The organism is Methylocystis borbori (genome assembly GCF_036576025.1).
Classification (GTDB): domain Bacteria; phylum Pseudomonadota; class Alphaproteobacteria; order Rhizobiales; family Beijerinckiaceae; genus Methylocystis; species Methylocystis borbori.
Genome location: NZ_JAZHYN010000009.1, coordinates 57248 through 83610, shown reverse-complemented (window position 1 = coordinate 83610; position 26363 = coordinate 57248). Strand labels below are relative to the sequence as shown.

General features: G+C 63.9%; 21 protein-coding genes and 1 pseudogene. 11 read left to right on the top strand and 11 right to left on the bottom strand.

Annotated features, from left to right (window positions below):
* Positions 1 to 485, bottom strand: a pseudogene (locus V3H18_RS04965) (hypothetical protein); the annotation flags it as partial.
* 158 nt (positions 486 to 643) lie between these two features.
* Between V3H18_RS04965 and V3H18_RS04960 the strand changes: the two are divergent.
* Both V3H18_RS04960 and V3H18_RS04955 read left to right on the top strand, forming a co-directional pair.
* On the top strand, positions 644 to 1015 hold the full coding sequence (locus V3H18_RS04960) for a toxin-antitoxin system TumE family protein (protein ID WP_332080822.1): 372 nt from the start codon (positions 644 to 646) through the stop codon (positions 1013 to 1015).
* A 22-nt stretch (positions 1016 to 1037) separates the two neighbouring features.
* Positions 1038 to 1433 carry an HVO_A0114 family putative DNA-binding protein gene (locus tag V3H18_RS04955; RefSeq protein ID WP_332080821.1) on the top strand — a complete coding sequence of 132 codons (396 nt, stop codon included), beginning with the start codon at positions 1038 to 1040 and terminating at the stop codon, positions 1431 to 1433.
* Positions 1434 to 1498: 65 nt separating this feature from the next.
* Here V3H18_RS04955 and V3H18_RS04950 read toward each other — a convergent pair whose 3' ends face one another.
* The 3 genes from V3H18_RS04950 to V3H18_RS04940 form a co-directional block, all read right to left on the bottom strand.
* The gene (locus V3H18_RS04950; RefSeq protein ID WP_332080819.1) at positions 1499 to 2116 is read right to left on the bottom strand and encodes a GyrI-like domain-containing protein; all 618 of its coding nucleotides are present in this window, start codon (positions 2114 to 2116) and stop codon (positions 1499 to 1501) included.
* Positions 2117 to 2263: 147 nt separating this feature from the next.
* Positions 2264 to 4084 (bottom strand): c-type cytochrome, encoded by a 1821-nt coding sequence (locus V3H18_RS04945; protein ID WP_332080817.1) that lies wholly within the window; start codon positions 4082 to 4084, stop codon positions 2264 to 2266.
* The gene (locus V3H18_RS04940; RefSeq protein ID WP_332080815.1) at positions 4072 to 5211 is read right to left on the bottom strand and encodes a catalase family protein; all 1140 of its coding nucleotides are present in this window, start codon (positions 5209 to 5211) and stop codon (positions 4072 to 4074) included. The genes V3H18_RS04945 and V3H18_RS04940 overlap by 13 nt, the downstream gene beginning before the upstream one ends.
* A gap of 681 nt (positions 5212 to 5892) precedes the next feature.
* On the opposite strand from V3H18_RS04940, the gene V3H18_RS04935 reads away from it, so the two are divergent.
* Together V3H18_RS04935 and metK are read left to right on the top strand one after the other, a co-directional pair.
* Entirely contained in the window at positions 5893 to 8946 is a 3054-nt protein-coding gene (locus tag V3H18_RS04935) for a cation-translocating P-type ATPase (RefSeq protein ID WP_332080814.1), read from the top strand.
* On the top strand, positions 8936 to 10111 hold the full coding sequence (gene metK / locus V3H18_RS04930) for a methionine adenosyltransferase (protein WP_332080813.1): 1176 nt from the start codon (positions 8936 to 8938) through the stop codon (positions 10109 to 10111). The genes V3H18_RS04935 and metK overlap by 11 nt, the downstream gene beginning before the upstream one ends.
* 3 nt (positions 10112 to 10114) lie before the next feature.
* Here the strand turns inward: metK and V3H18_RS04925 are convergent, their stop codons facing one another.
* Together V3H18_RS04925 and V3H18_RS04920 are read right to left on the bottom strand one after the other, a co-directional pair.
* The gene (locus V3H18_RS04925) at positions 10115 to 10555 is read right to left on the bottom strand and encodes an HMA2 domain-containing protein (protein WP_332080812.1); all 441 of its coding nucleotides are present in this window, start codon (positions 10553 to 10555) and stop codon (positions 10115 to 10117) included.
* Positions 10556 to 10559: 4 nt separating this feature from the next.
* Positions 10560 to 10901 (bottom strand): DUF5132 domain-containing protein, encoded by a 342-nt coding sequence (locus V3H18_RS04920; RefSeq protein ID WP_332080811.1) that lies wholly within the window; start codon positions 10899 to 10901, stop codon positions 10560 to 10562.
* Positions 10902 to 11135: 234 nt separating this feature from the next.
* On the opposite strand from V3H18_RS04920, the gene V3H18_RS04915 reads away from it, so the two are divergent.
* Positions 11136 to 12149 (top strand): magnesium transporter, encoded by a 1014-nt coding sequence (locus tag V3H18_RS04915; RefSeq protein ID WP_332080810.1) that lies wholly within the window; start codon positions 11136 to 11138, stop codon positions 12147 to 12149.
* Between the two features lie 136 nt (positions 12150 to 12285).
* On the opposite strand, the gene V3H18_RS04910 is transcribed toward V3H18_RS04915, so the two are convergent.
* The 4 genes from V3H18_RS04910 to V3H18_RS04895 form a co-directional block, all read right to left on the bottom strand.
* Positions 12286 to 14649 carry a DUF3141 domain-containing protein gene (locus tag V3H18_RS04910; RefSeq protein ID WP_332080809.1) on the bottom strand — a complete coding sequence of 788 codons (2364 nt, stop codon included), beginning with the start codon at positions 14647 to 14649 and terminating at the stop codon, positions 12286 to 12288.
* A 21-nt stretch (positions 14650 to 14670) separates the two neighbouring features.
* Positions 14671 to 15855 (bottom strand): acetate/propionate family kinase, encoded by a 1185-nt coding sequence (locus V3H18_RS04905; RefSeq protein WP_332080808.1) that lies wholly within the window; start codon positions 15853 to 15855, stop codon positions 14671 to 14673.
* An 8-nt stretch (positions 15856 to 15863) separates the two neighbouring features.
* A complete protein-coding gene (locus V3H18_RS04900; RefSeq protein WP_332080807.1) occupies positions 15864 to 17291 on the bottom strand; it encodes a bifunctional enoyl-CoA hydratase/phosphate acetyltransferase in 1428 nt (475 codons plus the stop codon).
* Positions 17292 to 17404: 113 nt separating this feature from the next.
* Positions 17405 to 19369 carry a beta-galactosidase gene (locus tag V3H18_RS04895; protein WP_332080806.1) on the bottom strand — a complete coding sequence of 655 codons (1965 nt, stop codon included), beginning with the start codon at positions 19367 to 19369 and terminating at the stop codon, positions 17405 to 17407.
* Positions 19370 to 19449: 80 nt separating this feature from the next.
* Between V3H18_RS04895 and galK the strand changes: the two genes are divergently transcribed.
* The 6 genes from galK to V3H18_RS04865 all read left to right on the top strand — a co-directional run bounded on the left by galK (position 19450) and on the right by V3H18_RS04865 (position 25982).
* Positions 19450 to 20613, top strand: a complete 1164-nt coding sequence (galK, locus tag V3H18_RS04890; protein WP_332080805.1) for a galactokinase — start codon at positions 19450 to 19452, stop codon at positions 20611 to 20613.
* A 13-nt stretch (positions 20614 to 20626) separates the two neighbouring features.
* Complete coding sequence (locus V3H18_RS04885; protein ID WP_332080804.1) at positions 20627 to 21664, top strand: UDP-glucose--hexose-1-phosphate uridylyltransferase; 1038 nt, start codon at positions 20627 to 20629, stop codon at positions 21662 to 21664.
* Between the two features lie 133 nt (positions 21665 to 21797).
* On the top strand, positions 21798 to 22631 hold the full coding sequence (gene fabI, locus V3H18_RS04880) for an enoyl-ACP reductase FabI (RefSeq protein ID WP_332080803.1): 834 nt from the start codon (positions 21798 to 21800) through the stop codon (positions 22629 to 22631).
* A 113-nt stretch (positions 22632 to 22744) separates the two neighbouring features.
* Positions 22745 to 23563 (top strand): lytic murein transglycosylase, encoded by an 819-nt coding sequence (locus V3H18_RS04875; protein ID WP_332080802.1) that lies wholly within the window; start codon positions 22745 to 22747, stop codon positions 23561 to 23563.
* 221 nt (positions 23564 to 23784) lie between these two features.
* On the top strand, positions 23785 to 24687 hold the full coding sequence (locus tag V3H18_RS04870) for an outer membrane protein (protein ID WP_332080801.1): 903 nt from the start codon (positions 23785 to 23787) through the stop codon (positions 24685 to 24687).
* A 395-nt stretch (positions 24688 to 25082) separates the two neighbouring features.
* Entirely contained in the window at positions 25083 to 25982 is a 900-nt protein-coding gene (locus V3H18_RS04865) for an outer membrane protein (protein ID WP_332080800.1), read from the top strand.
* Positions 25983 to 26097: 115 nt separating this feature from the next.
* Here the strand turns inward: V3H18_RS04865 and V3H18_RS04860 are convergent, their stop codons facing one another.
* On the bottom strand, positions 26098 to 26343 hold the full coding sequence (locus tag V3H18_RS04860) for a hypothetical protein (RefSeq protein ID WP_332080799.1): 246 nt from the start codon (positions 26341 to 26343) through the stop codon (positions 26098 to 26100).
* Between the last annotated feature and the right edge of the window lie 20 nt (positions 26344 to 26363).

The window sequence follows — 26363 nt, the reverse complement described above, 5'->3', positions numbered from 1 at the left end:
GCGCCGGCGTCCGCCGCCGCCAGGGAGAGGCGCCTGCTCGCCGTGAGATCATAGGCGCGCGCTTCGCCGAAGATTTCGATGAGCGTCGCGCCCACAGTTGCGCAGCGTCCGGCCTCCGCGCCCGCCTGCAGCGCCTCCTTGGCGTCGCGGGCGCGAATGAAGGCGACGGCGGCGGGGTCGAGGCCGATGTCGGCGAGTCCGGGCGGATAGGGCGCGCCGGCCTCGGCAAGGAGCGCCTCCTCGCGCGCCCAGAGCAGCGGCTTGCCGCTTCCCGCCATGGCGCGGCGGGCGAGCGCCAGGGCGAAGCCCGTCGCCGCCGCGGCGTCGGCGCCGGTCTCGGCATAGGCCTCATGCAGCGCCGCGCGGAGAAGGCCGCCGCCAAGGGGCCGATCGAGATCGGGAGAACCGAGCGCGATCGTCTCCGAAGGGCCGGCCGAATGGGCGCAAGCCAAGCTTTTCCGCAGCGACGCCAGCGGATTGTTCATCGCATGTGTTCCTATTATGTTCTCATAATGACTCGCTCTGTGGGAGAGTCAAGCTGGCCAGGACAGTCGAGCCGCGCTCGGTTTGAATGTCTTGCTCGCGTTCTTTTATTAGCTGAATGGCCGGAGAGTAGTTTATTATATGAAGATAGGATATATTCGTGCTTGATGAATTTGAGATCGAGGCGCTGCTGTCTCTGGACGGCGCGCGTTTCGAAGCCGCCGAAGGCTATGTGGTCGAGTTCATGGCGCGACGAACCGAGGCGACGAAGGAACGGCCGCATGGCCTGAGCTATTCCTTCGTGTTCCGGCCATTGGATGGAGAGCCCTATGTGCGTTTCGATAACGCCAATGCGGTTGAGCGGCCGGGCGGCAAATATGTGAAGGCTCCGCGCGCCTATGACCATTGGCATTGCAGGTCAGGCGACCCTGGTCGCCCCTATGCGTTTACGACTGCAGCCCAACTCCTCGAGGACTTCTGGAAAGAGGTGAAACGGGAGATGGCGGAAAGGAAAATACCCAATGACCTATAAGACGGGCTCGATCGGCGAATTCATGCAATGGACCAAGAAGGTCGTAGCCGAGCCGGCGAAGGCTGGCGAGTCTACGAAAAAATGGTTCGACTCCGAAGCGACCGCCGAGAAGTGCTTGGGGACCAAAGTGTCCGCGGAGGCGATGGTGAAACTCTTGTCCGCCGAGAACCTTGCGCTGCTCCAGGTGATTGGAAAAGGGAATGTGAGTTCGGTGCGAGAGCTGGCGCATATGGTCAACCGTAAGGAATCGAATTTATCGCGGACGCTCAAACGGCTTCAGGAAGCGGGCATCGTCTCTTTCGAAAAAGGCGCAGGCCGGATGCGCGCCCCTCGATTGATTGCGCGCCGCGTGACGCTCGATCTCGATCTTATAGGCGCAAACAGCACTGTGTCGGTGAAGGAGCCGGCTCGGGCGTGATCGGGCGCGACAGCGTGCTTGCGTAAGCCGATGCGCTTCGGTCAAGAGCGTGAAATGATCTTCGTCTAGCCGGCGCTCTTGACTGGCTGCCGCAGGATCGTCCTGAGCTTTTCCGGCGGCGTCTTGCGCGCGTCGCTCAGGTAGATTTCGTGATGTGGCCCAGCGAAGGTGAGGCCCTTGGCGGGCATGATCTCGTTGTGAAGCTTGGCGAGCGTCGGGCCTTCGTCGTCGTAGCCGCCGATGTGCAGCGTCTGCAGGCATTGCCCTTCGTTCAACGGCTCAAGGCGCAGCGATGGCGGCGGTTCGCCCAGTTTGCCGCGCGATTTCGACAGGGCGGCCTCGTATAAGGATCGGTCGACGAAGTCCGGCGCCATGATCATCATCGTCCATCGCCACAGATGTTTCCGGCGCTTAACGAAATCGTCCGGATCGTCGGCCCGCCAAAGCCCTTCGAGAGGAGGGACGATATAGTCTTTCTGCAATTGGGTCTTGGCGGCGAATTTGATCGCGTAGCTGATGGCGTACAGCCATTCGATGGCGCGCTTGTAGGCTGGATCGCGATTTGGATCCCCCGTCCCGTCAATCTTAACGAACTGCAGGATCGGCGCATCGACGGTCGCAAAATCGCCGGTCGGCGCGCTGTAGAGCGTTGAAAGCTTCTTCTTGAAATCGATCTTGTCCATATTGGCTCCTGCGACGCCAACGCATCCGCATCGTCGCCGGGGCGCGGCGGACGAAGGCGGGAAAGCGGGCATCGCATTGGCCGAAGCGCGATGCGGTTCCATTCAGACGATTCTGCCTTACGACGGCGCTCGCTTGGCTTTTGACTCTCACTTCGTCTTTAAATATTCGACGAGCGCCATTGCGCCGGCGACATCGTCCGACCAGTCGAGCTTCAAGGTCTTGCCGTCCTCGACGACGTCCTTGTCGTGCCCCTTGTTGGAGAGCGCGCCAAAGGCCTGCGTATCGAAACGATAGCCTTCGTCGCGCATCAGGATGCGCGGGACCTCCCATGAGAAGCCGACGAACTTCTTGTCATAGTCGAGCCGGCCCCTCATGAAGGCCGCCGGACGCTCGCGCGGGACGAGAAGATGATAGAGCGTGGGCACGGCGCCATTGTGCAGATAGGGCGCCTGCGCCCAGACGCCGCCGAGCGGAAGCGCATTATAGCCGTCATGCGTCTTCGGATCGGCCATCGCGAAATCGCTTCGGTTCGCGAGCGACAGGCCGTCGAAGCGCGCGCAAGGGGCGATCCGTTCGCCTGTTGGCGGCATCTCGACGACTTTCGTCGCCGGGCAGATGGCGATGAAACTCTCTCTCGCGCCCTTGGCGATCGCTTCGGAGACGACGCGCGCTCTGCCGAGATCCGTGCCAAGGTCGTAGACCTTGCCATTATGCGGCCGGTGGCAGACGGCGCAGTTTTCTTCGAACAGCGCCTCGCCCTTTTTGGCGAGCGCGAGATCGACCGGGAAAGGATAGACGGGGGCGGGCAGGTCGCGCAGCAAATCCTCGGCGAAGGCGGCGATGCGAATGTCCGTGTCCGGGCCGAGGCCCAGCGTCAGTTCCGCCGCGAGATTGCGGAAGATCGGGATCGGAATATTGCCGTTCCATTGCCCGCCGCCGTCTATGAGCTCCTTATGGTCCTTCGACCAATGCACAAGGCGCTTTCCCTGCTCCCACACAGCCATGAAATCGGTGATGCCGGGCGTCGGCGGCAGGCTTGTCTTCGGATCGGGATTTTCGCCGCGCGCCTCTGCGGCGGCGTAAGCCATCGACGTGCTGACGCCGGTGGCGTCCGCCATGCCGCCGAAGCCGCGCTTCATCTCCGCTTCGAAACCTTTGTAGTTTTTGTCGATGAGATCGAGGAGCGACGTGAATTCAAGCCCGGCGCGCGCGAGGAATTTGCCGACGATGGCGGTTGCGTCCTGCTTGAAGAGCTCGATCTGGCGCTCTTCGTAAGCCGCGTCGAATCTGCGTCCGGCGAAAAGGTAGTTATTGTAGAAATAATTCTTGTTCTCGGCGTGGACCTTGTCGAGCGCGGCGAGGATCGCCTCCGTCGCGCGTTCGGCCTTTTCCTGCGGCGTCGTCGCGCCGGCGGTTATTTTGTTGATCGTATTGACGACCCGAACGCGATATTGCACGAGATTGAATTGCGCGTTCACGCCGCCGTCGAGATAGTGAAGGCTGCCGTCGTCGAGGCGCACGCGGCCGATATGGCAGGAGCCGCAGCTCAACGCCGCGTAATCGACCGCCCCAGCGGGATCGTTGCGCGCGAGCCCGGTAAAGCCGAAGCCGCGCGCGATCGGATAGGTGGGATCGCGTTCGTCGATGAAGAGCCCGGCGACGTCGAGAAAATTCTTTTCGCTTCCCCATTCCTCGGGCGCAAGCTTCGGCAGGAGCTTCAGCACGATATATGGCGCGCCGGACGAGAGGCCGAAGGGGAAATCGGCGAACCAGCGATAGGCGATCGGCTTTCGGCTGATATAGGCGTCGAGCGCGGCGTTGCGCTTCGCCTGCTCCGCGCGCCAGGCGAGGGCGGACGGCTGCGCCTCTTCCGCCGCAAGCAGTGGATTCGCATGCGCGACAAGCGCCAAGCAGGAGACAAGCGACGCGCGCCTCAGCGCGCGTGCGAAACGGTTCACCATGGCCATTTGGGGAATCCTGTCGGCTCCTTGGGCTGCGAGCGGAATCTGGACGACGCCATATAGACTCCAAGACGCAGGCGATTAATGCCGCCGAGCGGCTGATGGACTTTCAATCCATGCCAGGGCGTGAAAGCCATATGTTCGCATTCCGTCGCCTGCAAGGGATTATCGAAGTCTTGTCTGGCGATGTCGATCCTCGCGACATTTTGCGGCGGCGCGCTCGTTTCTGACCATTCGGCGGTCGCGTCCTCGATTGGCAAAGAGTCGTCGTTCCGCAATTGCACGCGAAAATCGAACGCCGCAGGGGCGCCGGTCGCAAAATCGAGGCTTTTCTTCATCGCCTCGCGCAGATAATTCGCGCCCGGATGTTCCGGGACCGGGGTCTTATCCTTGCTTAGCGGCGCGACGCTGAATTTTGCAACCTTGTCTTGTCCAAAAAGGAAAGGCGCCGCGGAGAAATAAGGGCTCTCGAGCGGATTGCCGAGACTGGTCTCCTTGATCTTCTTGACGACGGCGAGCGTCTTTTTCCTCTCCGGCGAGATCGGCGGCGCGAAGAAAGGCGAGATGTCGTCGTGATTGGCGACCTGGATTTTCGTGACGGCCAGATATTCCGACACATTGGGAAAGGCGAAAGCGGGAAGATTGATGAGCAGAAAATCCTGCGTCTTTCCGCCGGGCTCGTCGAGCAGCGTCTCCCCTTCGACGCCCATCAGCTTGATCGCCATGCCGCGACTGTCGGGGCCGCCCTTGCCGAGATCAGCCGCAAGGACCGGCGTTGCGTTGGAGAAACGTATCCAGGCGAGATACTGTTTTCCCGGCGTCGCGAAGACGCCGACGCGGTAATTTTCCGGAAGGTCGGGATTGACGGTGAAGGTCGCCTTCACGCAGCCATGATCTTTGGGATGCACCCCGCGCCGCGCCATGCCCTCGGGATAGCGCATCTGGAGCAATTGCGTGGTGAGGTCGATAATTTGCGCGATGTCATCGGCCTCGCCCTGCGGCGCTTTCTCGAATTTCGTCAGCGCCGCCGCGCCGCCGCCCTGTTCGGCTGCAAAGGCCGCTTGTCGCCCAGTCGTCGCCGGAATCGTCAGCAACGTAAGGGCCGCGAAGGGCGCGCGCCATCTTGTCTTCATGTCGTCCTCCTCATGAATATGCGCGCATCATCGTCTCGAAGATAACCGTATCGCTGCAGATCGTGGGCGAAGAAAAGCTGGCCCTCGCGCTGTTTCAGCGCGTCGATCCAGGCGAGGGGAATAGGCCGCCGGCCCAGGTCGCGGCTATCGCAATCGCGCCGCGCCGCCTTGCTCCGCTTATGGCCATGATCGATCCTCGTCGTCGGCGCGGATTGGGCGCGGGCAGTCTTCGCCGTCAAGGCGCGCGCCCATTCGATAGCGTTGTCGACGACGCTTGTCGCGCGGCGCATTTTTGCTGAAATCATCTCTCCGCCCTGCCGAAATTTCACGCGACCGCAAATTTGCAAAGATTCATGTAAATTTATAAATTCGTCGCGCCGCAATACGACGAGGGCCGATGGTCCGTCTCAGTGAACGTCTCACATTCGCTATGGTTCCGTTTGCAATGGAATTTCATGTGAGTTGCGCGGCGCTTCGTGCTACGGACATTGGTCGCGCGGCTATCGTCGGGAGCTTTAGGATCGCGCCTCGACTCAAGAAATGAGCGGCCGCGATTTTCGATTCCGTTTGCCCCGGGAAAGACGCGACAGAATAGAAGCCGCGCTTTCTGGCGCGAAAGACGATCGCGACTCCCGTAGCCTGCCTAAGGTGTCATCGAATGGTCGCAAAAAACCGGCTTCGATGCGCGACCATACGATGTCGCTGATGATCCTCGCCGAAACCAATGCAGAAGAACCGCCGGGCGACGGGCGGCTTTTTGGCTTGGAGACGCGCTCCTATCCCGGGGCGGAAATTCTTCATGACGCCTGTCCAGGCCGCGTGCGCATGCGTCATGCGGGCCTGCGCGGCCGCACGCGGCTCGCGCGCGCCGTTGAGGCGACTCTCGGCCGGCTTCCCGGCGTCATCAAGGTAAAATCGAGCGAAACGACGGGTTCGACGCTCGTGCTCTTTCGCGCGCCCATGACGATCGAGCGCTTGATGGATGCGCTCGACGCCGCCGCGAGGGGCGAGGCGGCGCCCCAAACGGATGAAGACCCGCGCGCCGAGGCGAGCGATGGTCCTTTTCACGCCGAAACCATCGGCGCCCTCGCGGAGCGGTTGCGAACGCATCTCGTCAACGGCCTCGCCGCCGAGGAGGCGTCGGCGCGCGCGGCGAAATGGGGCCGCAATGAATTGCGCCGGGCCGAACCGCGTTCGGCCGCGCGTATCTTCGCCGAGCAGATGACGAGTCTGCCGATCGCCTTGCTCGCCGCTTCGGCGGCCCTGTCGGTCGCGACAGGCGGCCTCGCCGACGCCGCGATGATCGCCGCGGTTGTGCTCCTTAACGCCAGCATCGCGACGGCGACCGAGCGCCAGGCCGATCGCGCCATCCTCAGCCTCGCCGCCGATGACTTGCCGCCGACGACCGTGATCCGCGACGGCGCGCGGCAGACCATCGACGCGTCGGAAATCATGCCGGGCGATCTTCTGGTGATCGAGCGCGGCGCGCTCGTTCCGGCCGATGCGCGCCTTATCGCGAGCGACGATCTCTCAGTGAATGAATCGCCTTTGACCGGCGAGGTTCAGCCGGCGCAAAAGGACGCGCAGATTCTCTTGCCGCCGGAAACCGGCGTGCCGGATCGCCGCAATATGGTGTTTCGCGGAACGGCGGTGACGGGCGGCTCCGGGGCTGCGATCGTCACCGCGATCGGCGTCGGCACGGAGATCGGCCGCGTCCAGGAGCTGCTGGGAACGGTGCGGCCGCCCGAGACTCCAATCGAACGCGAGCTCGGCGACGTCGGCCGTGAACTCGTCATCGTCAATGGCCTCATTTGCGCCTGCGTCTTCGGAATCGGCCTGTTGCGCGGCCACGGGCTGATCGCGACGCTGCGCAGCGCCGTCTCGCTCGCCGTCGCCGCCATTCCCGAGGGGTTGCCCGCCGTCGCGACGACGACGCTCGCCTTCGGCGTGCAAGACATGCGCAAGCGCGAGGTGCTGGTGCGCAAGATCGACGCCGTCGAAACGCTCGGCGCGGTCGAAGTCGTCGGCCTCGACAAGACGGGCACGCTCACCGAAAACCACATGGCGGCGGTCGCGGTACATGCCGATGATCGCGCCTTGGCGTTGCATCAGGGGCGCCTGCTTGAAGAAGGCGCCGACGCGGACGAAGAAAGGCGCGTCCTCGCCCGTCGCCTGTTCGAGATCGCGACGCTCTGCAGCGACGCCGCCGTGAGGCGAAGCGCGCAAGGCTTCGAGATCGACGGCACGCCGACAGAGACCGCGCTGATCGAAGCGGGCGTCGCGCTCGGCGTCGATCCTCTCGACTTGCGCCAATCCGCGCGCGTCCTCGCGAGCGCGGGGCGCGGCGACGGGCGCAAGCGCATGAGCGTGCTGCATGAAAGGGCGGATGGCGCGCGCCTGCTCTGCGTGAAGGGCGATCCCGTTGAAGTGCTCGCGCGATGCGCGACGCGCCGGCTCGCCAGCGGCGACGCGCCGCTCGACGGCGCCATGCGCGCGGCGATTCTCAAGGCCAATGAGCGCATGGCGGGAGACGCGCTGCGCGTGCTCGGCGTCGCTGTCGGCGACGCCGGCGGCGATCCGCGGGACGAGCGCGATCTCGTTTGGCTCGGCCTCGCGGGCATGGCCAATCCGATCCGCGCCAGCGTCGGCCCCGCCTTGCGGCAATTGCATCGCGCCGGCGTGCGCACGGTGATGATCACCGGCGATCAAAGCGCGACCGCTTTCGCCATAGCGCGCCATCTCGATCTCAACGACGGCGGCGAATTGCGCGTGCTCGAAGCGGGCGAAATCGCCAAAATGCAGCCGGAGGTGCTGGAGGCGCTCGCCGCGCAGCCGCATGTCTTCGCGCGCGTCAGCCCCGTCGACAAGCTCAACATCGTCAAGGCGCTGCAGGCGCATGGCCGTATCGTCGCGATGACCGGCGACGGCGTCAACGACGGGCCGGCTTTGCGCGCCGCCGATGTCGGAATAGCGATGGGCGGCGCGGGCGCCGACGTCACGCGCCAGGTCGCCGACATCGTGCTCGCGAGCGACGACATGGACGGCGTCGTCGAAGCCATACGTCTCGGCCGCGCCACCTACGCCAATATCCGTAAGGTTCTGCGCTATCTCGTGTCGACCAACGCTTCGGAAACCTTCGCCATGCTCGGCGCCGCCTTGATCCAGGGCGGCGAGCCGCTGACGCCGATGCAATTGCTCTGGCTCAATCTCGCGACCGACGCCTTGCCGGCGATCGCGCTGGGCCTCGAGCCGCCCGAGCCCGATGTGCTCGACAAGCCCCCGCACGATCCGCAGGCGCCGATCCTCGGCCCGGCGGATTTTCGGCGGGTCCTTCGGGAAGGCTCGGTGATGGGCGTCGCGGCGCTCGCCGGCTATTTCAGCGCGGGCGGGGCGGCGGGCGCCGCGCGCGCCAGCACCGTCACTTTCCATGGGCTCACCCTGAGCCAGTTGCTCCACAGCCTTTCCTGCCGTTCCGAAACGGGCGGCGTCACCGCGGAGATCGGCCGTCCCCTCAATCGGATGCTCTATGGCGGCGTGGGAGGAGCGATCCTTCTGCAGGCAGTCGCGCAGTTCCTTCCCCTAACGCGCCGGTTTCTCGGATTGACGCCGCTTGGATTGGGAGATTTGTCGCGTATCGCGGCCATTGCATTCGGCAGTTCGATCGCCAATGATCTGATCGGCAGGCTTGCCGATCGCGAGGCGCCGCGCGTCAAGGAAGCACGCCATGTCGCCTGACATGATCTTCACGTCGGAATCGGTCACGCCCGGCCATCCCGACAAGCTTTGCGATCAGATCAGCGACGCGGCGATCGATGCGCTGCTGCGCGAAGACGAAAGCGCTCGCGCCGTCATCGAATGCGCGCTCGCGACGGGCGTCGTTTTTCTCGCCGCCCGCTACGCCGCCGACGCGGTCGTCGATCTGCCGGGGCTGGCGCGCAAAGTCATAGAGGACGCCGGCTATTCCGCCGGGACATTCGACGCGCGCAATTGTTCGATCCTGACGAGTCTCGTCGAACTGCCGCTTGCGGCGCGCGAGCCGCCGCTGGCCGCGCCCGATGATGACGCCTTCGCCCGGCGCGTCGCGCATGAGCAGGCGAATGTCTTCGGCTACGCTTGTCGCGACACGGCCGAATTCATGCCGGCGCCGATCAGTCTCGCGCACAGGCTCGCGCGCGCGCTCGACGCCGCGCGGCGCGACGGCTTTGCCGCTCTCTCGCCGGACGCCAAGACGCAAGTGTCGGTGGAATATCGTGGCGGCCAGCCGGCGCGCATTCATGGCGTTTCGCTCACCGTCGCCTTCGACGGCGCCGCGCCGGACGCCGACGCAAACGAGCGGCTGCGCGCGCGCGCGTTGGAAGCGCTGAGCCACGGCGACATTGCGCCCGACGCGCGAACCGATGTTCGCATCAACGCCGGCGTCCCCTTCGACATCGGCGGCCCGGCGCGTCATGCGGGCCTGACGGGCCGCAAGAACGGCATCGACTCCTATGGCGAAATCGCGCGCCAGAGCGGCTCGGCGTTATCGGGGAAGGACCCTTCGCGCATCGAACGCGCGGGAGCCTATGCCGCGCGCCACGCCGCCAAGAATATCGTCGCGGCGGGTCTCGCGGCGCGTTGCGAGGTCCATCTCGCCTATGCCGCGGGACAGGCGCAGCCCTTGAGCCTTTCGGTCGAAACGTTCGGCACGGGACGGACTGGCGACGACGTTATCGCCAAGCGTCTTGCGAATTTTCTGGATTTCCGGCCCGCCGCGATCGCGCATCGCTTCGGTCTGCGGAAGGCGCCGGCGGCGCGGCCGGCCGGCTTCTATCTGCCGCTCGCCACTTACGGGCATTTCGGCCGCGACGATCTCGACCTGCCCTGGGAGGCGCTCGACGTCGCCGACGCCCTTAAGGGATAGGCGTTATTCGTCTTCCGCGAGGCCGTCGTGCGACCAGACCCCGCCGAGGCGGCTCGCATACCACAAAAGCGTGAGCGCCGGCGGCAAAAAGCGCTCTCTTGAAAACTGCCACAGCGCGGCGGCGCAAAGGCCGAGCGCAACGACCATTTTGGGATCGATGGCGACCGCGGGCGCGGGCTGCGCGACATGCGCGACGCCGCCCACGACAAACAGCCGCGCCTCTTCGGCCGCCACGCCGATGCGCGCCAGCGGCCCATTGTGCTGGATGAGCACGCTGCCGGTCAGCGGCGTGACCTCGACGGCGCGCACGCCGGCGATGGTCGAGAGGCCTTTTGCGATCGACGCGAAGAAGGCGTCGTCGCCGCGCCGGTCGGCGATGCGCAGTCGCGCGCGGCCGGGCATCGCATGGGCGATTTCCGCATGGGGCAGAGCGGCGTCGCGCATCGTCTCAGGCGCTTTCGCTTGCGGCGCGCGGCGCCGGGGCTTCGCTTGGCTGCGGCGCGCTCTCCGCCTTGGGTTTCGCTTCCGCCGTCGCTTTGGCGCGCGCCTCCGCGGCGGCTACGGCCTCCGCGAAAATATCCGCGGCGGCGTCGGCCTTCGCTTCGGCGAAGAGATCTTCGGCCGCTTCGGCCAATTCCGCGCCTTGCGCGCGCGCCTCGTGATAGGCGACCATCGCCGCTTTCAGCGCCGCTTTCGCGACAGGCCGGAAGCGTTGCGCTCCCTGACGGGAGAGGAGCAGCGTCGCAGCTGCGCCGGTCAAGGCTCCCAATGCGAATCCCAAGGGCTTCATGGCTTCGACTCCCGGTCCGACTCGCCTTCGCTCGACGCGTTCCCGTTGGCGCCGCCTGTCGAGCAAGATTGTCTCACTTTTATGACGACAGGCGCATCTTCAATAAAACAATTGTGAAGACGCCTTCGCGTCACATGGCTATCGTGTTGCATATCATATGAACCGCCGCTGCGCCGACCATTCTGAGCGCCGCGCCGTAAACTAGCTCCCTTCGAGGAAATATCCAAAATTTCCATGACTGTAATGTCCCGCCCTTCGGCGCAAGCCAATGAGCCGCCCGCGTCGTCGCGCGGTCAGACGATCGAGCATTATTTGGTCGCTTCCGTTCCCGTTGCGGGCGTGGGGGAGACCGTCGGCGAGGCGCGCGCCCGGCTCATCGGCCGGCAATTCGACGACGCGTCGCATGTCTTCGTGCTCGCCGAGGACGGCCGTCTCGCGGGGATTGTCGCCATCCGCGACCTTCTCGGCGGCGCGGAAGAAACGCCTCTTTGGCAGATCGCGCGGAACGCCGAAATCTATAGCGTTTCGCCCGGCGCCGATCGAGAGGAGGCGGCGAGCGTCGCCATTCGCGCCGGACTTTCCATGCTGGCGGTCTGCGACGACGACGGAAGGTTTCTCGGCGCCGTGCCGGCCCGGGCGCTGATGACGATCCTGCGCGACGAGCATCTTGAGGATCTGCATCACATGGCGGGCATTCTCGGCAGGTCGGAGGCCGCGAAGGACGCGCTGACCGCGCCGCCGCATCGACGCGCCATGTATCGGCTGCCCTGGCTTCTTTTCGGCATGGCCGGCAGCGCCGGGGCGACGGCTCTGATGTCGAGTTTCGAAAAGGCTTTGAGCGCGCATATCGCCGTCGCCTTTTTCATCCCGGCGATCGTCTATCTCGCCGACTCCGTCGGCACGCAGTCGGAAGTCGTCGTCGTTCGTGGACTGTCTTTGACCGACTCCGCGCTTCTGCCGCTCTTCGCCGGAGAGCTGGGGACGGGCGCCTTGCTGGGCGCGATCCTTGGCTGTCTTGCCTTTCCGGTCGTATGGTATTTCTTTTCGAGCGCCGACCTCGCCGCGACGGTCTCGATTTCGCTCGCGGTCGCCAGCACGATCGCCACGGCCTTCGGTTTTCTGATGCCCTGGATCTTCGCCCGAATGGGCTATGACGCGGCGCTGGGATCTGGTCCGGTGGCGACGGTGGTGCAGGACGCCTTTTCGCTCCTGACCTATTTTTACATCGCCTCCATTCTCGTCTTTTAAGACGCTCGATCACGCTGCATCTGGGCGGAATCGCCCAAATGCAGATAACGTGATCGATTCAAAAAATTTAGAGCGCGCTTTACGCGAAAAACCGCGTTGCGCTTTTTCGCAGCGCGCTCTTGACGCGAAGGGCCGGTCAGGCCGCCTGCTCCTCTTCCTCTTCGGCGCCGTCGAGCGGATCGGCGCGCGTCAGATTGGTTTCGATCGGGGGAAGATTAAGCGCCTTTCGGATGCGCTGGAGCATATGCAGCGTGCGCGGCTCCATTTCCTCGATCGCGCCCGCGACAAATTCGATCGCGCCGACCGCCTTGGTCCTTTCTTCGGAATTCGGCAGCAGCAAGGGCAGCGTCTCGATCGCGCCGTCCCGCTCGAATTCGACGATGATCGATTGTTCGTGAATCAAGGCGGCGCGCCGCTCTGCGCCCAGCGACGCGAAAGGCTCGTCGCAATTCAGCATATGCGCCGAACGCTCCAGCCGGTCGCGCCGCACCGAGCCGCGCGCTTCGCTGAGCAGCAGCAGCATGCGGATCACCGCCTCCGGGAAGCCGCCGCGCCCGATGTTGAGGAGCGCGGCCTGCGCCGCCGGCAGGAAGCGCAATTCGGCCGGGCTCTTCAGCGTTCTCTGGAAGTCGTTGAAGCGGCCGACCCAATGCATCAGCGGGCCGCCATAGAGCGACAGGAAGGCGATTTCAAAACAGGCGTCGCGCATGTCGCGCCAGAGATCCATGCCCTGCATGACGCTTTGCGCCCATAATTGCTCGGCCATGAAGAAGGGATTGTCGCTTGCAAGCTTCTCCTCTCGATCGCGAACTTGCGCGACCGCCTCCGGCAGCCAATGCAGCGCGGGATTCTTCGACGAGAAAATGCGCCGTTGCAGACGCGCCGGATGCAGTTCGCGGCTCAGGCGCGCCGATTGAGTCGTGACGAGAGACTGCACGAGCGGGCGCAAGAAGAGATCGTAGGCGTCGGCGCTATATTCGGAAAGGCGCGCGACGGCGGCGAAATCCGTCTCCTCGCTGCGGTCGTCCTCGTCGATTGTCAATATATCCGACACGCGACGTTCGGCGAAGCTGACGCGGAAACGCTTGTGCACGCCCTCGCCGAACTCCTCTTCGATCTTCATCTCATAGAGGCCGGGCGCGAGCGCTTCGATCGTCTTCATCGTCGAGGTGACTTCGGCATGTTCCTTCTTCGCCACCGAGGAAGAGACGAAAATGCCGAGATGGCCGACTTTCTCGTGGATCATATAGATGATGCGCTGGCCGCATATCTTGATTTCATGCTCGTCGGCGTATGTGTCGGGAATCCAGTTCAGCGCCTGCTGCGGCGGCGTGATATTGTCGCCCCAGCTCGCGAAGACGACGATCGGCGAACGAATGGCTTTGAAATCGAGCCGCCTGCCGCGCTCGATCCGCGCTTCGCCGCGGGAAAGCTTGTTGCCGACGAAAAGCTGCTCGACGATCCAGCGTATCTCGGCTTCGTTCATATAGTGGAAGCCGCCCCACCAGCGTTCGAATTCGAGGAATCTTTCGCGGCCGCCATCGACGTCCGAAAAGAGGTCGTAATATTTCGCGAAGAGATTGCGGCTCGGATTGAGCAGCTCGAAATTGGAGACGAGATGCGCGCCGTCGAATTCGCCATGGCCGAGGTCGGCGAGCAGCAGCACGCCGGCGAGGCCGCCCAGCATTCCGCCATTGTAGCGCATGGGATTTTCGCCGATCCGTCCGGACCAATAGGCGAGCGGCGCGCCATTGACGACGAGAGGGCCGGTGATGTCGGGATTGGCCGCGGCGAGCACCATCGCCGCCCATCCGCCCTGGCAATTGCCGACGACGATGGGCTTGGGCGATTGCGGATGACGGCGGCCGATTTCCTTCACGAAGGCGGCTTCCGCGCGCATCACGTCGGCGAGCGTCTGGCACCGCTCGGGATGCGGCCGGAAGACGAGGAAATAGACGGGGTGGCCGTCGTGCAGCGCGACGCCCACCTGGCTGTCGGATTTGAACCCGCCAATGCCCGCGCCATGGCCGGCGCGCGGGTCGATGATCAGATAGGGCCGCTTCCAGTCGAAGGTCGTGACGCCTTCCGGCGGAACGATTCTCAAGAGCAAATAATTGACCGGGCGGGGAAGTTTTCGCCCGTCGAGAACGACTTCCGAGCGATAGGAGAGAACCGGCGGCGAGCCGGCCGCCTCATGCGCGGCGTCATTGTCCGCGCGCTCGCGCAGCGTATCGAGCGTCAATATGGCGCGGCGGGCGGCGTTTCTGGCGTAGCCGAGCGCCTCGTCGCTCAGCGAGCCGGCGCCTTTCGGGGCGGCGAAGCGTTCCTGCAGCGCCGCAAAGTCCTTCCAGAAGATCTGCGCGCGTTCGGCCTGAGCGTTTCCTATTCTTTGCGCATGCCGGCCGATGGCGGTCGCGAGCTGCCGCGATTGCACGCTGGTCGTGACCTGGCCGTCGGCGAAACGGCGCGGCAGATCGTCGAGACTGAAAGTCGGCTCCATGGCTGTCAAAGCTCCGTTATGTCACGCGGCGACGCGGGCGAGCCCCGTCGCCTCCATCGCATGGCGCGCGATCATCGCTTCCTCGTCGGTCGGCGAGACATAGACGGGAACATGCGACGTAAAGTCGGAAATGCGGGCGTCGCCGCGCGCATTCGCCTCGGCGTTAAGCGACACGCCGAGCCAGCCCAAACCATCGAGCGTCGCGGCGCGAAGGCGGGCGGAGTGCTCGCCGATGCCGCCGGTGAAGACCAGGGCGTCGAGGCCGTTCATCGTCGCCGCCAGCGCGGCGATCTCCATTTTGACGCGATGCGCGAAATAGGCGATCGCCTCCTTCGCCTGCGGCGAGTCGGAAGCCTCTAACGCCCGCATGTCCTGCGACAGCTCTGACAGCCCGAGAAGGCCGGATTCGCTGTAAAGCAGCCGCGTCAAAGCGGCGACCGACATTTTCTCATGTTCGAGGAGATAAAGAAGCAGGCCGGGGTCGATCGCGCCGCAGCGCGTCCCCATGGGCAGGCCTTCGAGCGCCGAAAAGCCCATGGTCGTCGCCACCGAACGGCCGTCCTGCATTGCGCAGAGCGAGGCGCCATTGCCCAGATGCGCGACGACGACGCGGCCGCAGGCGGCGGTCGGATCGATTTCGCGCAGGCGATGCGCGATGAATTCGTAAGACAGGCCGTGAAAGCCGAAGCGGCGCAGGCCGCGCCGATAATAGTCGCGCGGCAGCGCATAGGCGTCGTTGACGAATGTATGGCCGCGATGAAAGGCGGTGTCGAAACAGGCGACCTGCGGCACGCCAGGAAAAGCCGCCTGCGCCGCCTCGACGCCGCCGAGATTATGCGGCTGATGCAGCGGCGCGAGCGGAATGAGCGTGCGAAGATAGGCGAGAACCGCGTCGTCGATGAGCGCCGGCGCAAGGAAGCGCGCGCCGCCGTGAACGATGCGATGGCCGACGGCGGCGATCGCGGCGTGAGGGAAAGCCTCGTTGATCCAGGCGACGATGGCCTCGGTCGCGCCGACGTGATCGGCGGCGTCGAGCGCTTCGTCGCGGCGCTCGCCGCCGACGCATTGGGCGTGAAAGCGAGGAGAAGCGCCAAGGCCTTCGGCCTCGCCATGCGCGATCTGCATCGGCCATTCGCCGTCGACGACGAAGAGGGCGAATTTAATCGACGAAGAGCCCGCATTGAGCGTCAGCACATGATCGCCCATGACCGTCCTCACTCCGCTGCGTCGCGCAAGGAGATCGGTTCGGCCGCGGTCTTGCCGAAGCGTCGCCAGTGATCGTAAAGCGCCGCGAGCGCGCTCGAGGCCAGCCGCGCCCGCTCATTATCGGCGCGGCTCGTCAGCATGATCGGAATCTTGGCGCCGAGCACGAGGCCGGCCGCCTCGGCGCGCGCGACGAATGTCAGCTCCTTGGCGAGCATATTGCCCGCTTCGATATTGGGCGCGATCAATATGTCCGCGCGTCCGGCGACGAGCGAGCTGATGCCCTTGGTGCGCGCGGCGTCGATGTCCACGGCGTTGTCCATCGCGAGCGGACCGTCGACGGCGCCGCCCGTGATCTGGCCGCGATCCGCCATTTTCGACAGGATCGCCGCGTCGAGCGTCGAGGGAATGGCGACATTCACCGTTTCGACCGCCGAAAGGACGCCGACGCGCGGCGCTTCGACGCCGCAGGCGCGCGCAAGGTCGATGGCGTTTTGAACGATGTCGACCTTGACCGAAAGATCGGGCGCGATATTCACGGCGGCGTCGGAGATGAACAGCAGACGATCGAGCGTCGGCGCGTCCATTGCGAAAACATGGCTGATGCGGCGGTTCGTCCGCAGGCCGCCTTCCTTCTTGACGACCGCGCCGAGCAGTTCGTCGGAATGGACGTCGCCTTTCATGATCGCGCGCGCCGCGCCTTGACGCGCCAATTCGACGGCGCGCAGGCAGGCGTCATGTCTGTCCGCCGCGTCGACGATCCATTTTTCGTCGAGCGCCTGGCCCTCCGAAACGGCGAGTTCGACGATTTTCGAGCGCGGGCCGATGAGAATAGGCTCGATCAGGCCGCGTTCGGCCGAGAGCAGGGCGCCCATCAGGGAATTGCGGTCGTCCGGCCAGACCACCGCCGTCGGGAGGGGTCCAAGCGCGGCGGCCTGTTCGACGAGCCGCGCGAAATGATCGCGCCTATCGACGATGATCGACGGCAATTCTTCGCGCGGCGACAGGATCGTCTCGACGGGCGCGGCGACTTCCGCGACTCCATCGCACGCCAGCGCGCCGTCGGCCTTCGTCACGCGCGCCGTAAATATCGCCACGGGCTTCTCGCGTTTCTCGACGCAGCGAATCTCGACGGATAATTTATCGCCCGGACGCACGCGGGCGCCGAAGCGGAAATTCTGCGCGAGATATAAGGTCCCGGCGCCGGGAAGAAGATTTCCAAGCACGGCGGAGACGAGCGATCCCACCCAAAGCGACGGCGCGATCGCATCCTGCGCGTCATGTCCGTCATGCGCGGGAAGCATCAGCGGGTTCACATTGCCCGAAGCGTGGGCGAAGAGAAGAAGATCATCGACGCAACACGTGCGCTCGATGCGCGCGCTCGCCCCAATCTCCAATTCGTCCCATGTGGTGTTGCGGATCGCATCTGTCTTTGTCATCGCCAGTGTCCGCACGGGCGCAGCGCGTCCGGCACGCCGCGCCTTCCTCACGCCTTGCTCGCAGCCATAGCGATTCAAATTGACGCCTATGTGACCCCGTCGCTTCGCCGCCGCTAACTTCCCGGCGCGACGTTGAATGCGGCGACCCCGCAAGCTTCGATCAGGCGGTCGCCAAGCAAGAGCTTCGCATCGCCGACGAGCGCGGAAATATCCGTCGCATCGGGACCGTAATTGAACAGGTAACGCATCGTCCCATTGTCGCGGACGCGAATGTCTTCAGGAAGATCGAGCACGGGAATGTCGGCGGCGGCCAATGCGCGGCGCAGCACGTTTTTCAACAAGGCTTCGTCGGGCCAGCCGGCGAGATAGAAGGCGTCGCCGCGCCGCGTCAACGCCGCCGCGCCGTCAATCGACGAAAGTTCGATGCTCGCATTCGCGCCTGTTTGCACAAATTCGCGCCAGCGCTCGAAGGCGCCATCGTCGCCGATGGCGATTTCGGCGCCGGGACGCAGGCTTTCGACGCGCTGCACGCGAATGTCCAAAAGATCGCCGAGAACGCCGGGGGGCAGATCGGGCGCTATCTGGAAATCCGCGGTCTTCGATCCCGCGCGCGGCCCGATGAGCGTCGTCGCCCCGCTCGCCGCGAGCGCGTCGACGAATGCGCGCGAAGGCGCAAAAAGCGCAGGCGCCAAAATCAGCTTGCGATCGGCGATCGCCTCGGCGGTCGGCGGAACAAGGTCGATGGAGAGGCCGGCGCGCCGCAAGGCCCGGTAATAGGCAAAGACAAGTTCTGGATAGGAGAAGTTCTCGCCTTGCGGCTCGAGGCGCCAGGCCCATGCGCTTTCATAGTCGAAAATCAGCGCTATGGGCGCGCGCGCCGTTTCGACCCGCGCGCCCAGCGCCGCGAGCTCCTTCGAAACTTGCGCGACTTCGTCATAGGCCGCATTTGGTTCGGAGTTGGGCAAGAGCAATCCCTCATGCATTTGCTCCTGCGCGAAAGGCGCCTGCCGCCAGCGAAAATAGCTCACCGTTTCGGCGCCGGCGGCGAAGGCTTCGAAGGTCCAAAGACGCACGGCGCCTTTCGCCGGCGCGGGGTTCCAGGGCGCCCAGTTCACCGCGCCGGGCTGCTGCTCCATCACCTGCCAGCGTCCGTTTCCGCAGGCGCGGTAGAGATCGTGATGAAAGGCCTGAAAATCCGGGTCGCCGACCCGCATATAACGCAGCTTGAACGCCTCGTCGTTCGGCGAGCGCTCGAGAAACCCCAGCGGGTAGCTGTCCCAGGCGGCGACGTCGAGGTCTTTCGACAAGGCGTAATGATCGAAGGCGAAGAAAGCGCCCATGAAATTATGCAGAATATCGCGCCCCTGCGAATGGCGTCGGATGATCTCGGTCTGGCGCCGATTGAAGGCGGCGACCTGATCCGAGGAAAATCTCTGGAAGTCCAAAAGATGCGACGGATTGGCCTCCGTCACGGTCAGATTGGGAAGCTCGATCTCGTCGAAACTTTGCACTTCCATCGACCAGAAGACATTGCCCCAGGCTTTGTTCAGCGCGTCGACCGCGCCATATTTCGCCGCGCACCATTTGCGGAACGCTTCGCGCGCGGCGTCGGAATAGCTTTCCACTGTGTCGTGGCAGCCAAATTCATTGTCCGTCTGCCATGCGGCGACGGCAGGATGGCTTCCGAAAGCCTTGGCGAGCCGCTCGACGATGCGATCGCATTCGCGCGCATAGCCTTCATGGCTGAAGCAATAATGCCGCCGCGAGCCGAATGCGCGCGGACGCCCTTGCGCGTCCAGCGCCAGCATGTCGGGCATTTTGTCGACGAGCCATTTCGGCGGCGTCGCCGTCGGCGTTCCCAGAACGATCTTCAGCCCCGCCGCATGCAGAACGTCGATGGCGCGCAAAAGCCAGTCGAATTCATAGACGCCCGGCGCAGGCTCCAGACGCGACCAGGAGAATTCGCCGATGCGAACGAAGGTCAGGCCGAGCGCCTTCATCATCGCGGCGTCTTCCGCCCAGCGCGACGGAGGCCAATGTTCGGGGTAGTAGCAGACGCCGAGCGTTTGAGATTTCATAGGGCTGACTGTCATTTCTCCGTCGCGTCAGGCATCGATGGTGCTCGCCTTTGACAGTAAAATGACGATCCGGGAGGAAAATGTCCTTAACCATTGCGACGGAGCTTGCCGCGCGCTTCCGGCAATGCTTCGGGAAGGAGCCGCGCCTTTTCCGCGCCCCGGGGCGCGTCAACCTCATCGGCGAACATACGGATTATAACGACGGCTTCGTATTGCCGGCGGCGCTCGATCTCGCCGTTTTCGTGGCGATCGCGCCCCGCGCCGACCGTCGGCTGCGGCTGCGCTCGCTCGTCATGGATGAGACCGCAGAATTCGATTTGGACGATTCCGCACCCCTTCCGCGCGGCGACTGGAGCGATTATGCGCACGGCGTGGCGGTTGTTCTGGCGCGCGCCGGCCATCGGCTGAGCGGCGCCGATCTTTTGATCGACGCCGATCTTCCGCTCGGCGCAGGTCTTTCGGCTTCGGCGGCCTTCGAAGTCGCCGTCGGCTATGCGCTCCTCGCCGTCAGCGGCGCGAGCGTCGATAAAGTCGAATTGGCCAAAATCTGTCAGCGCGCGGAGAATGAATTCGTCGGCATGCGTTGCGGAATCATGGATCAATATATTTCCTGCTGCGCCGTCGCCGGAAGCGCGCTGCTACTCGACTGCCGCAGCCTCGAAGCAAAACCCGTCGCCATCGATCCAAGCGCGCGGCTCGTCGTTTGCGACACCATGATCCGCCATAGACTCGTGGCTGACGAATACAATGAGCGCCGCGACGAATGCGAACGCGCCGTCGCGTTGCTCTCGTCGGGAATCGACGGCGTAAGCGCCTTGCGCGACGTTTCGATCGAGGCCCTCATGCGCCATGCCGAGGACTTGCCGGAGGTCATTTTCCGCCGCGCGCGACATGTCGTCAGCGAGAATGCGCGAACCCTGCGCGCGGCGGCGGCGCTGGAATCGGGCGATCTCGCAACCTGCGGCCGCATGATGGATTTGTCGCATGCGAGTCTGCGCGACGATTATGAGGTGAGTTGCCCCGAACTCGATCTCCTGGTCGACATCGCGCAAGGCCTCCCCGGCGTCTATGGCGCGCGCATGATGGGCGGCGGCTTTGGCGGCTCCACCATTAATCTCGTCGACGCCGATCATGCGGCGGCCTTTGCGGGGAGCGTGCAGGAGCGCTATCGGCAGGCGAAGGGCGTTACGCCGCCGGTCTTTGACTGCGCGCCGGGTCCGGGCGCCGGTCCCGTCGGCGCATAAGGCGAGTTGAGCAATGTCCTTCTTGCGCAACATATCGCATCGCCGCCTCAATCCGCTGACGGGCGAATGGACGCTTGTCTCGCCGCATCGGACAAGCCGGCCCTGGCGCGGACAGGAGGAGGCGCGAAGCGAAGCGCCCTGCGCTCCTTATGATCCGACTTGCTATTTGTGCCCCGGAAACGAAAGGGCGAACGGCCGGCGCAATCCGCAATACGCCGGGGTTTTCGCGTTCGACAATGATTTTCCCGCGCTGACCGCCGAAGCCGCCACGGATGGCTTCGATGAAGCCGGCCTCCTTGTCGCCCGCGCGGAGCCGGGCCGATGCCGCGTCCTGTGCTTCTCGGAGCGCCATGACCTGACGCTGTCGCGCATGCGAGCGCCGGACATCGCCCGCGTCGTCGAGGCCTGGCGGGACGAACATCGCCGCCTCGCGGCGCTCAAGGTTATCAACTACGTGCAGATTTTCGAGAATCGCGGCGCAGCGATGGGCGCGAGCAATCCGCATCCACATTGCCAGATTTGGGCGACCCACGGCGTCCCGAATGAAATCGTCAAGGAGTCGAAGGGGCAGGGCGACTATATGGCGAAGAACGGCGCCTGCCTGCTCTGCGATTATCTCGCTCTCGAAGAAAGGCACGGCGAGCGCATCGTTTGCGCCAATGAGCATTTCGTCGCGCTTGTTCCCTTCTGGGCGATCTGGCCCTTCGAGACGATGCTGCTGGCGCGCCGCCATATCGGCGCTTTCGACGATCTCTCGTCCGATGAATCTTTTGCGCTGGCCGATATTCTCCGGCGCCTGACGATCCGATACGACAATCTCTTTGAAACGGATTTTCCCTATTCGATGGGCTTCCATCAGCGTCCCTGCGACGGCGCGCGGCATCCGCATTGGCATTTCCACGTGCATTTCTATCCGCCGCTGCTGCGTTCGGCGAGCGTGCGCAAATTCATGGTCGGCTTCGAACTGCTGGGGTCGCCGCAACGCGACATCACGCCGGAGGCGGCCGCCGCGCAATTGCGCGGCGCGTCGGAACTTCGCTATCGCGCCTGAACTCGGTCGTTCGCTATGCGCTGCGGTCATTGGGCCGTCATCGCGCGCGGTTAGCGATTGCGACGATTGATCGTCGCGGGGCGCCTGCGCATTTTCGGCGATTGGCCGCCTCTCGACGGAGGAGTCAAAGACCATGGCGAGGCTCGACCTTGCGCGACCGGCCGATCCCCTGCCGAAAGTCTGGGACCCCGAGAGCCGGATCGGCGACATGCTGCGCGGCAAGCGCGGCCTCGTCATCGGCGTCGCCAATGAGCATAGCATCGCTTTCGGATGCGCGGCGAAGCTTCGCGCTTTCGGCGCCGAGCTCGCGCTGACCTATCTCAACGAAAAGGCGGAGCGTTTCGTGCGCCCGCTCGCCGAGCGGATCGACGCCGAACTGCTGCTGCCGCTCGACGTCGAACGGCCCGGACAGCTCGAAGCGGTGTTCGAGCGCATCGCTTCCCAATGGGGGCGGCTCGATTTTGTCATCCACTCCATCGCCTTCGCGCCGCATGACGATTTGCACGGCCGCGTCGTCGACTGTTCGCTCGCCGGCTTTCAGCAGGCGATGCGCGTCTCCTGCTATTCCTTCATCGAGATGGCGCGCCTCGCCGAGCCGTTGATGACGGAAGGCGGCGCGCTGCTGACGATGAGCTATTACGGCGCCGACAAAGTGATCAACCATTACAATATCATGGGGCCCGTGAAGGCGGCGCTTGAAGCGACGACGCGCTATCTCTCCGCCGAACTCGGCGAAAAGAATATTCGCGTCTTCGCCGTTTCGCCGGGGCCGCTGAAAACGCGGGCGGCGAGCGGAATCGATCAGTTCGACGAACTGGTCGCGGCGGCGGTCGCGCGCAGTCCGGGCCGTCGTCTCGTCGATATCGCCGAAGTGGGGCGGGTCGTCGCCTTTCTCGTCGGCGCGGGCGCCTCTGGCATGTCGGGCGACACGATCTATGTCGACGCCGGCCTTCACAATATCGCCTGAACGGGCGCAGCGAGCGATCATTGCCGCAGCCGCGCGAAGCGGCGCGGATTTTCTTTCCGAACAGTCCTGCTCTACTCTTGCCCGCGGATCGAAGGCTTATTCGAGAACGCTCAATGACAATCCGCCGGCTTCCAGTCGCCGTGGCGCTGGTTCTGTTTGCCTGGACATATTGCGCGCATGCCGCGCCCTGCGGCGCATCGGTGGCGGGTTTTGACGCCTGGCTTGAGGATTTCAAGCAGGCGGCGGCGGCCGAAGGAATATCCCGGCGCACGCTCGACGCCGCGCTCGCGGGCGTCTCCTACGACCAAAAGGTGATCGCCCGGGACAGGGGACAAAGGGTTTTCCGGCTGAGCGTCGAGAAATTTTCCGCCCGGTTGATCACGCCTTCCCGTTTAGGCCGCGGCCGCGCATTGCTGCACAGCCATGCGGATTTATTGCGTCGGATTGAGGAGCGCTACGGCGTGCCCGGCCCGGTCCTCATCTCGATCTGGGGGCTGGAGACGGGCTTTGGCGCCGACAATGGCCGTTTCAGGACGATGCAGGCGCTTGCGACGCTCGCCTACGACTGTCGCCGCTCCGCGCAATTTACCGATGAATTGAGGGACGCGTTGAGGATGGTCGAGCGCGGCGACATGTCCGCGGCGCAGATGCGCGGCGACTGGGCCGGCGAAATCGGCCAGACGCAGTTCATGCCGTCCTCCTATCTCAAATACGCCGTCGATTTCGACGGCGACGGAAGACGGGATCTCATCCGCTCCGCCGCCGACGCGCTCGCTTCGACGGCGAATTTCCTGAAAGGCAAGGGCTGGCGCGCGGGCGCCGGCTGGGAGGAAGGCGCGCCCAATTTTCCGGTTTTCCTCGAATGGAATCAGGCGCGCGTCTACGCAAAGACTCTCGCCCTGTTTGCGACGAAGCTCAATGAGGGGCGGTAGGCCTTCAAGCGATCAGGCGCCCATCGAGCGGCGTGAGAGCCTTGGCGGATTGCGCCATAATTGTGGCGCTGGCGCCACAGTAGATCGGAAAACGCCGCGAGACAGCTTAAGCCGTCTGCAATTTCTTTGACTGTGCAAGCCCCCACGGCTTTGTTCGATCATGCCTTCGACTCACGGGGACTTTTCCCAAGGCATGCCATTTTGACGTTTAGGAGCAGGTCATGAGGAAATCAATTTTCGCCGCCATGGCATTGGCGCTGACGGCCGGGACGGCTGTGGCCGCCGATCTTCCGCACTACAAGGCGCCTTTGCCGCCCCCGCCGCCTCCGCCGCTGTGGACGGGCTTCTACGTCGGTCTGAACGCGGGCTATACCTGGTCGAATAGCAATAATGTGACGCTCGGCGCATTCTCTGGCGCGTTCAATCCAAATCAGGGCAATGCGGCGGCTTTCGCCGCCAATTATGCGCTGCTCGCGTCTGGCACATTTCGTGGCAATTCCGACGGCTTCATCGGTGGCGGCCAGATCGGTTACAACTGGCAATTCTACAACAGCTTCGTCGCCGGCGTGGAAGCCGACATCCAAGGCGTAGCGGGCAGTTCATCGCGGCGCGGCTTCGCGACTGCCCTAGGGGACCAATTCGGCAATACGATCACTTCCGCTGTGTCCGTTTCTAAAAGCCTTGACTATCTCGGCACTGTGCGTGGCCGTCTGGGCTGGCTGTTCACGCCCACGTTGCTCATCTATGGCACGGGCGGTCTCGCCTATGGCGGCGTCAACACTTCGGCCTCGATCTCGCAGTTTATCACAAATCCCTTTCTAGGGCCGGCGTTCGGCTCGGGTTCCTTCAGCGATACGCGCGTCGGCTGGACGGCTGGCGGCGGCGTCGAGTGGATGTTCTGGCCGAACTGGTCGGCGAAGGTCGAATATCTCTACTATGATCTCGGCACGGTGTCGTATAGCGCAGGGGTGCTCGCTCCCGCCCTGCAAGTGGTGCCCGGCTCTCCAAATCCGTTGTTCGCGAATTTCCACGAGGCGCGCACCCGCTTCAACGGCAATATCGTCCGCGCCGGCCTGAACTATCACTTCAACTGGGGCGCGCCCCCGGTGGTCGCCAAATACTGATCGACCGACTAAGTCGCATCCTGGAAGCCCGGCCCAAAAGGCCGGGCTTTTCATATCGCAAGCGCCGGTTTTTTGCCCTTATGGACAAACGCTCCGCCCGTGGATGGACGGGGCGTTTTCTCTTCTCGAGCAAGTCGCCTTTTTGGTTCATGAACGCGCGCTCGAACGAATCCGCGAAGCGCGTGCTTCGAGGCCACGGTTGAATAGCGCCAAAATTGTGGCGCCAGCGCCACAATCGATCGGAAATCGCCGCGAGAGGGCGCAAGTCGTCTCCAATTTCTTTGACTGTGCAAGCCCCAGCGGCTTTGTTCGCTCATGCCTTCGACTCACAGGGACTCCTCCCAAGGCAACCCGATTTCCAAGGCAACCCGATTTGGACGTTTAGGAGCAGGTCGATGAGGAAACCGATTTTCGCCGCCATGGCGTTAGCGCTAATGGCCGGGACGGCCGTGGCCGCCGATCTTCCGCACTACAAGGCGCCTTTGCCGCCGCCCCCGCCGCCTCCGCCGCTGTGGACGGGCTTTTACGTCGGTCTGAACGCGGGCTATACCTGGAGCAATAGCTCCAACATCAGCACGGTGGCATTTCCGGTCTTCAACGCTTCGGGTCTTGGCGGCGCCGTGCCCGGCTCCTTCGCCTCCGCCTTCGCGGCGACAAGCTTGATCCCGGCCCGGAGCGACGGCTTCATCGGCGGCGGCCAGATCGGCTACAATTGGCAGTTTTACAACAGTTTCGTTGCAGGCGTCGAAGCCGACATTCAGGGCATTGCGGCCAGCAGTAATCGTGGCGCGACCTCTGGGGCTTTTCCAGTTAGCGGTTTCGCGCCTATAACGGCGGTCTCATTTAATCAGGCAAGCGCAAGTCTGGACTATCTTGGAACGGTGCGCGGACGCCTCGGCTGGCTGTTTACGCCGACCCTGCTTGCTTATGGCACGGGCGGTCTCGCCTATGGAGGCGTGCAGACCAATACTAATATCGTCCAGGCGTTCGCTAACCAAACCGCGGTGCCCGGGTTCTTCGGCGCAACTTCATTCTCGGATACGCGCGTTGGCTGGACGGCTGGAGGCGGCCTAGAGTGGATGTTCTGGCCGAGCTGGTCCGCTAAGGTGGAATATCTTTATTACGATCTCGGCAGTGTCACACAGAATTTCACGCTGCCTTCGGTGAACAATGCTGGTACGCTGTTTTTCTTCAACGCAGGACAGGCCCGCACGCGCTTCAATGGCAACATCGTCCGCGCCGGCCTGAACTATCACTTCAACTGGGGCGCGCCCCCGGTCGTCGCCAAATACTGATCGACCGACTAAGTCGCATCCTGGAAGCCCGGCCCAAAAGGCCGGGCTTTTCATATCGCAAGCGGATAAACGCCCCGCCCGTGAATGAGCGGGACGTTTTTTAGGAAGGCGCCTCTCACCGGGCCTTCAGCTTCGGACCGGAGAGCATCCAATCCTTCTTTTTGCAGTCGTTCCATTTCGTCGTGCAGACGACCTTGTACCAGCCCAAGGTGCAGGTCTTCTTTCCCAGCACAGTGACCGGGGCGCCGCAGACGCCGGGCGTGCCTTTCTGGCAACAGCCGTTTTCGCCGGCGACGGCGGACGAGATGGGGACCGAGAGGAATGCGGCGGCGATCGCCGCGGCGATGAGTTTCCTGAACATAATTTCACTCCATGCCTGTT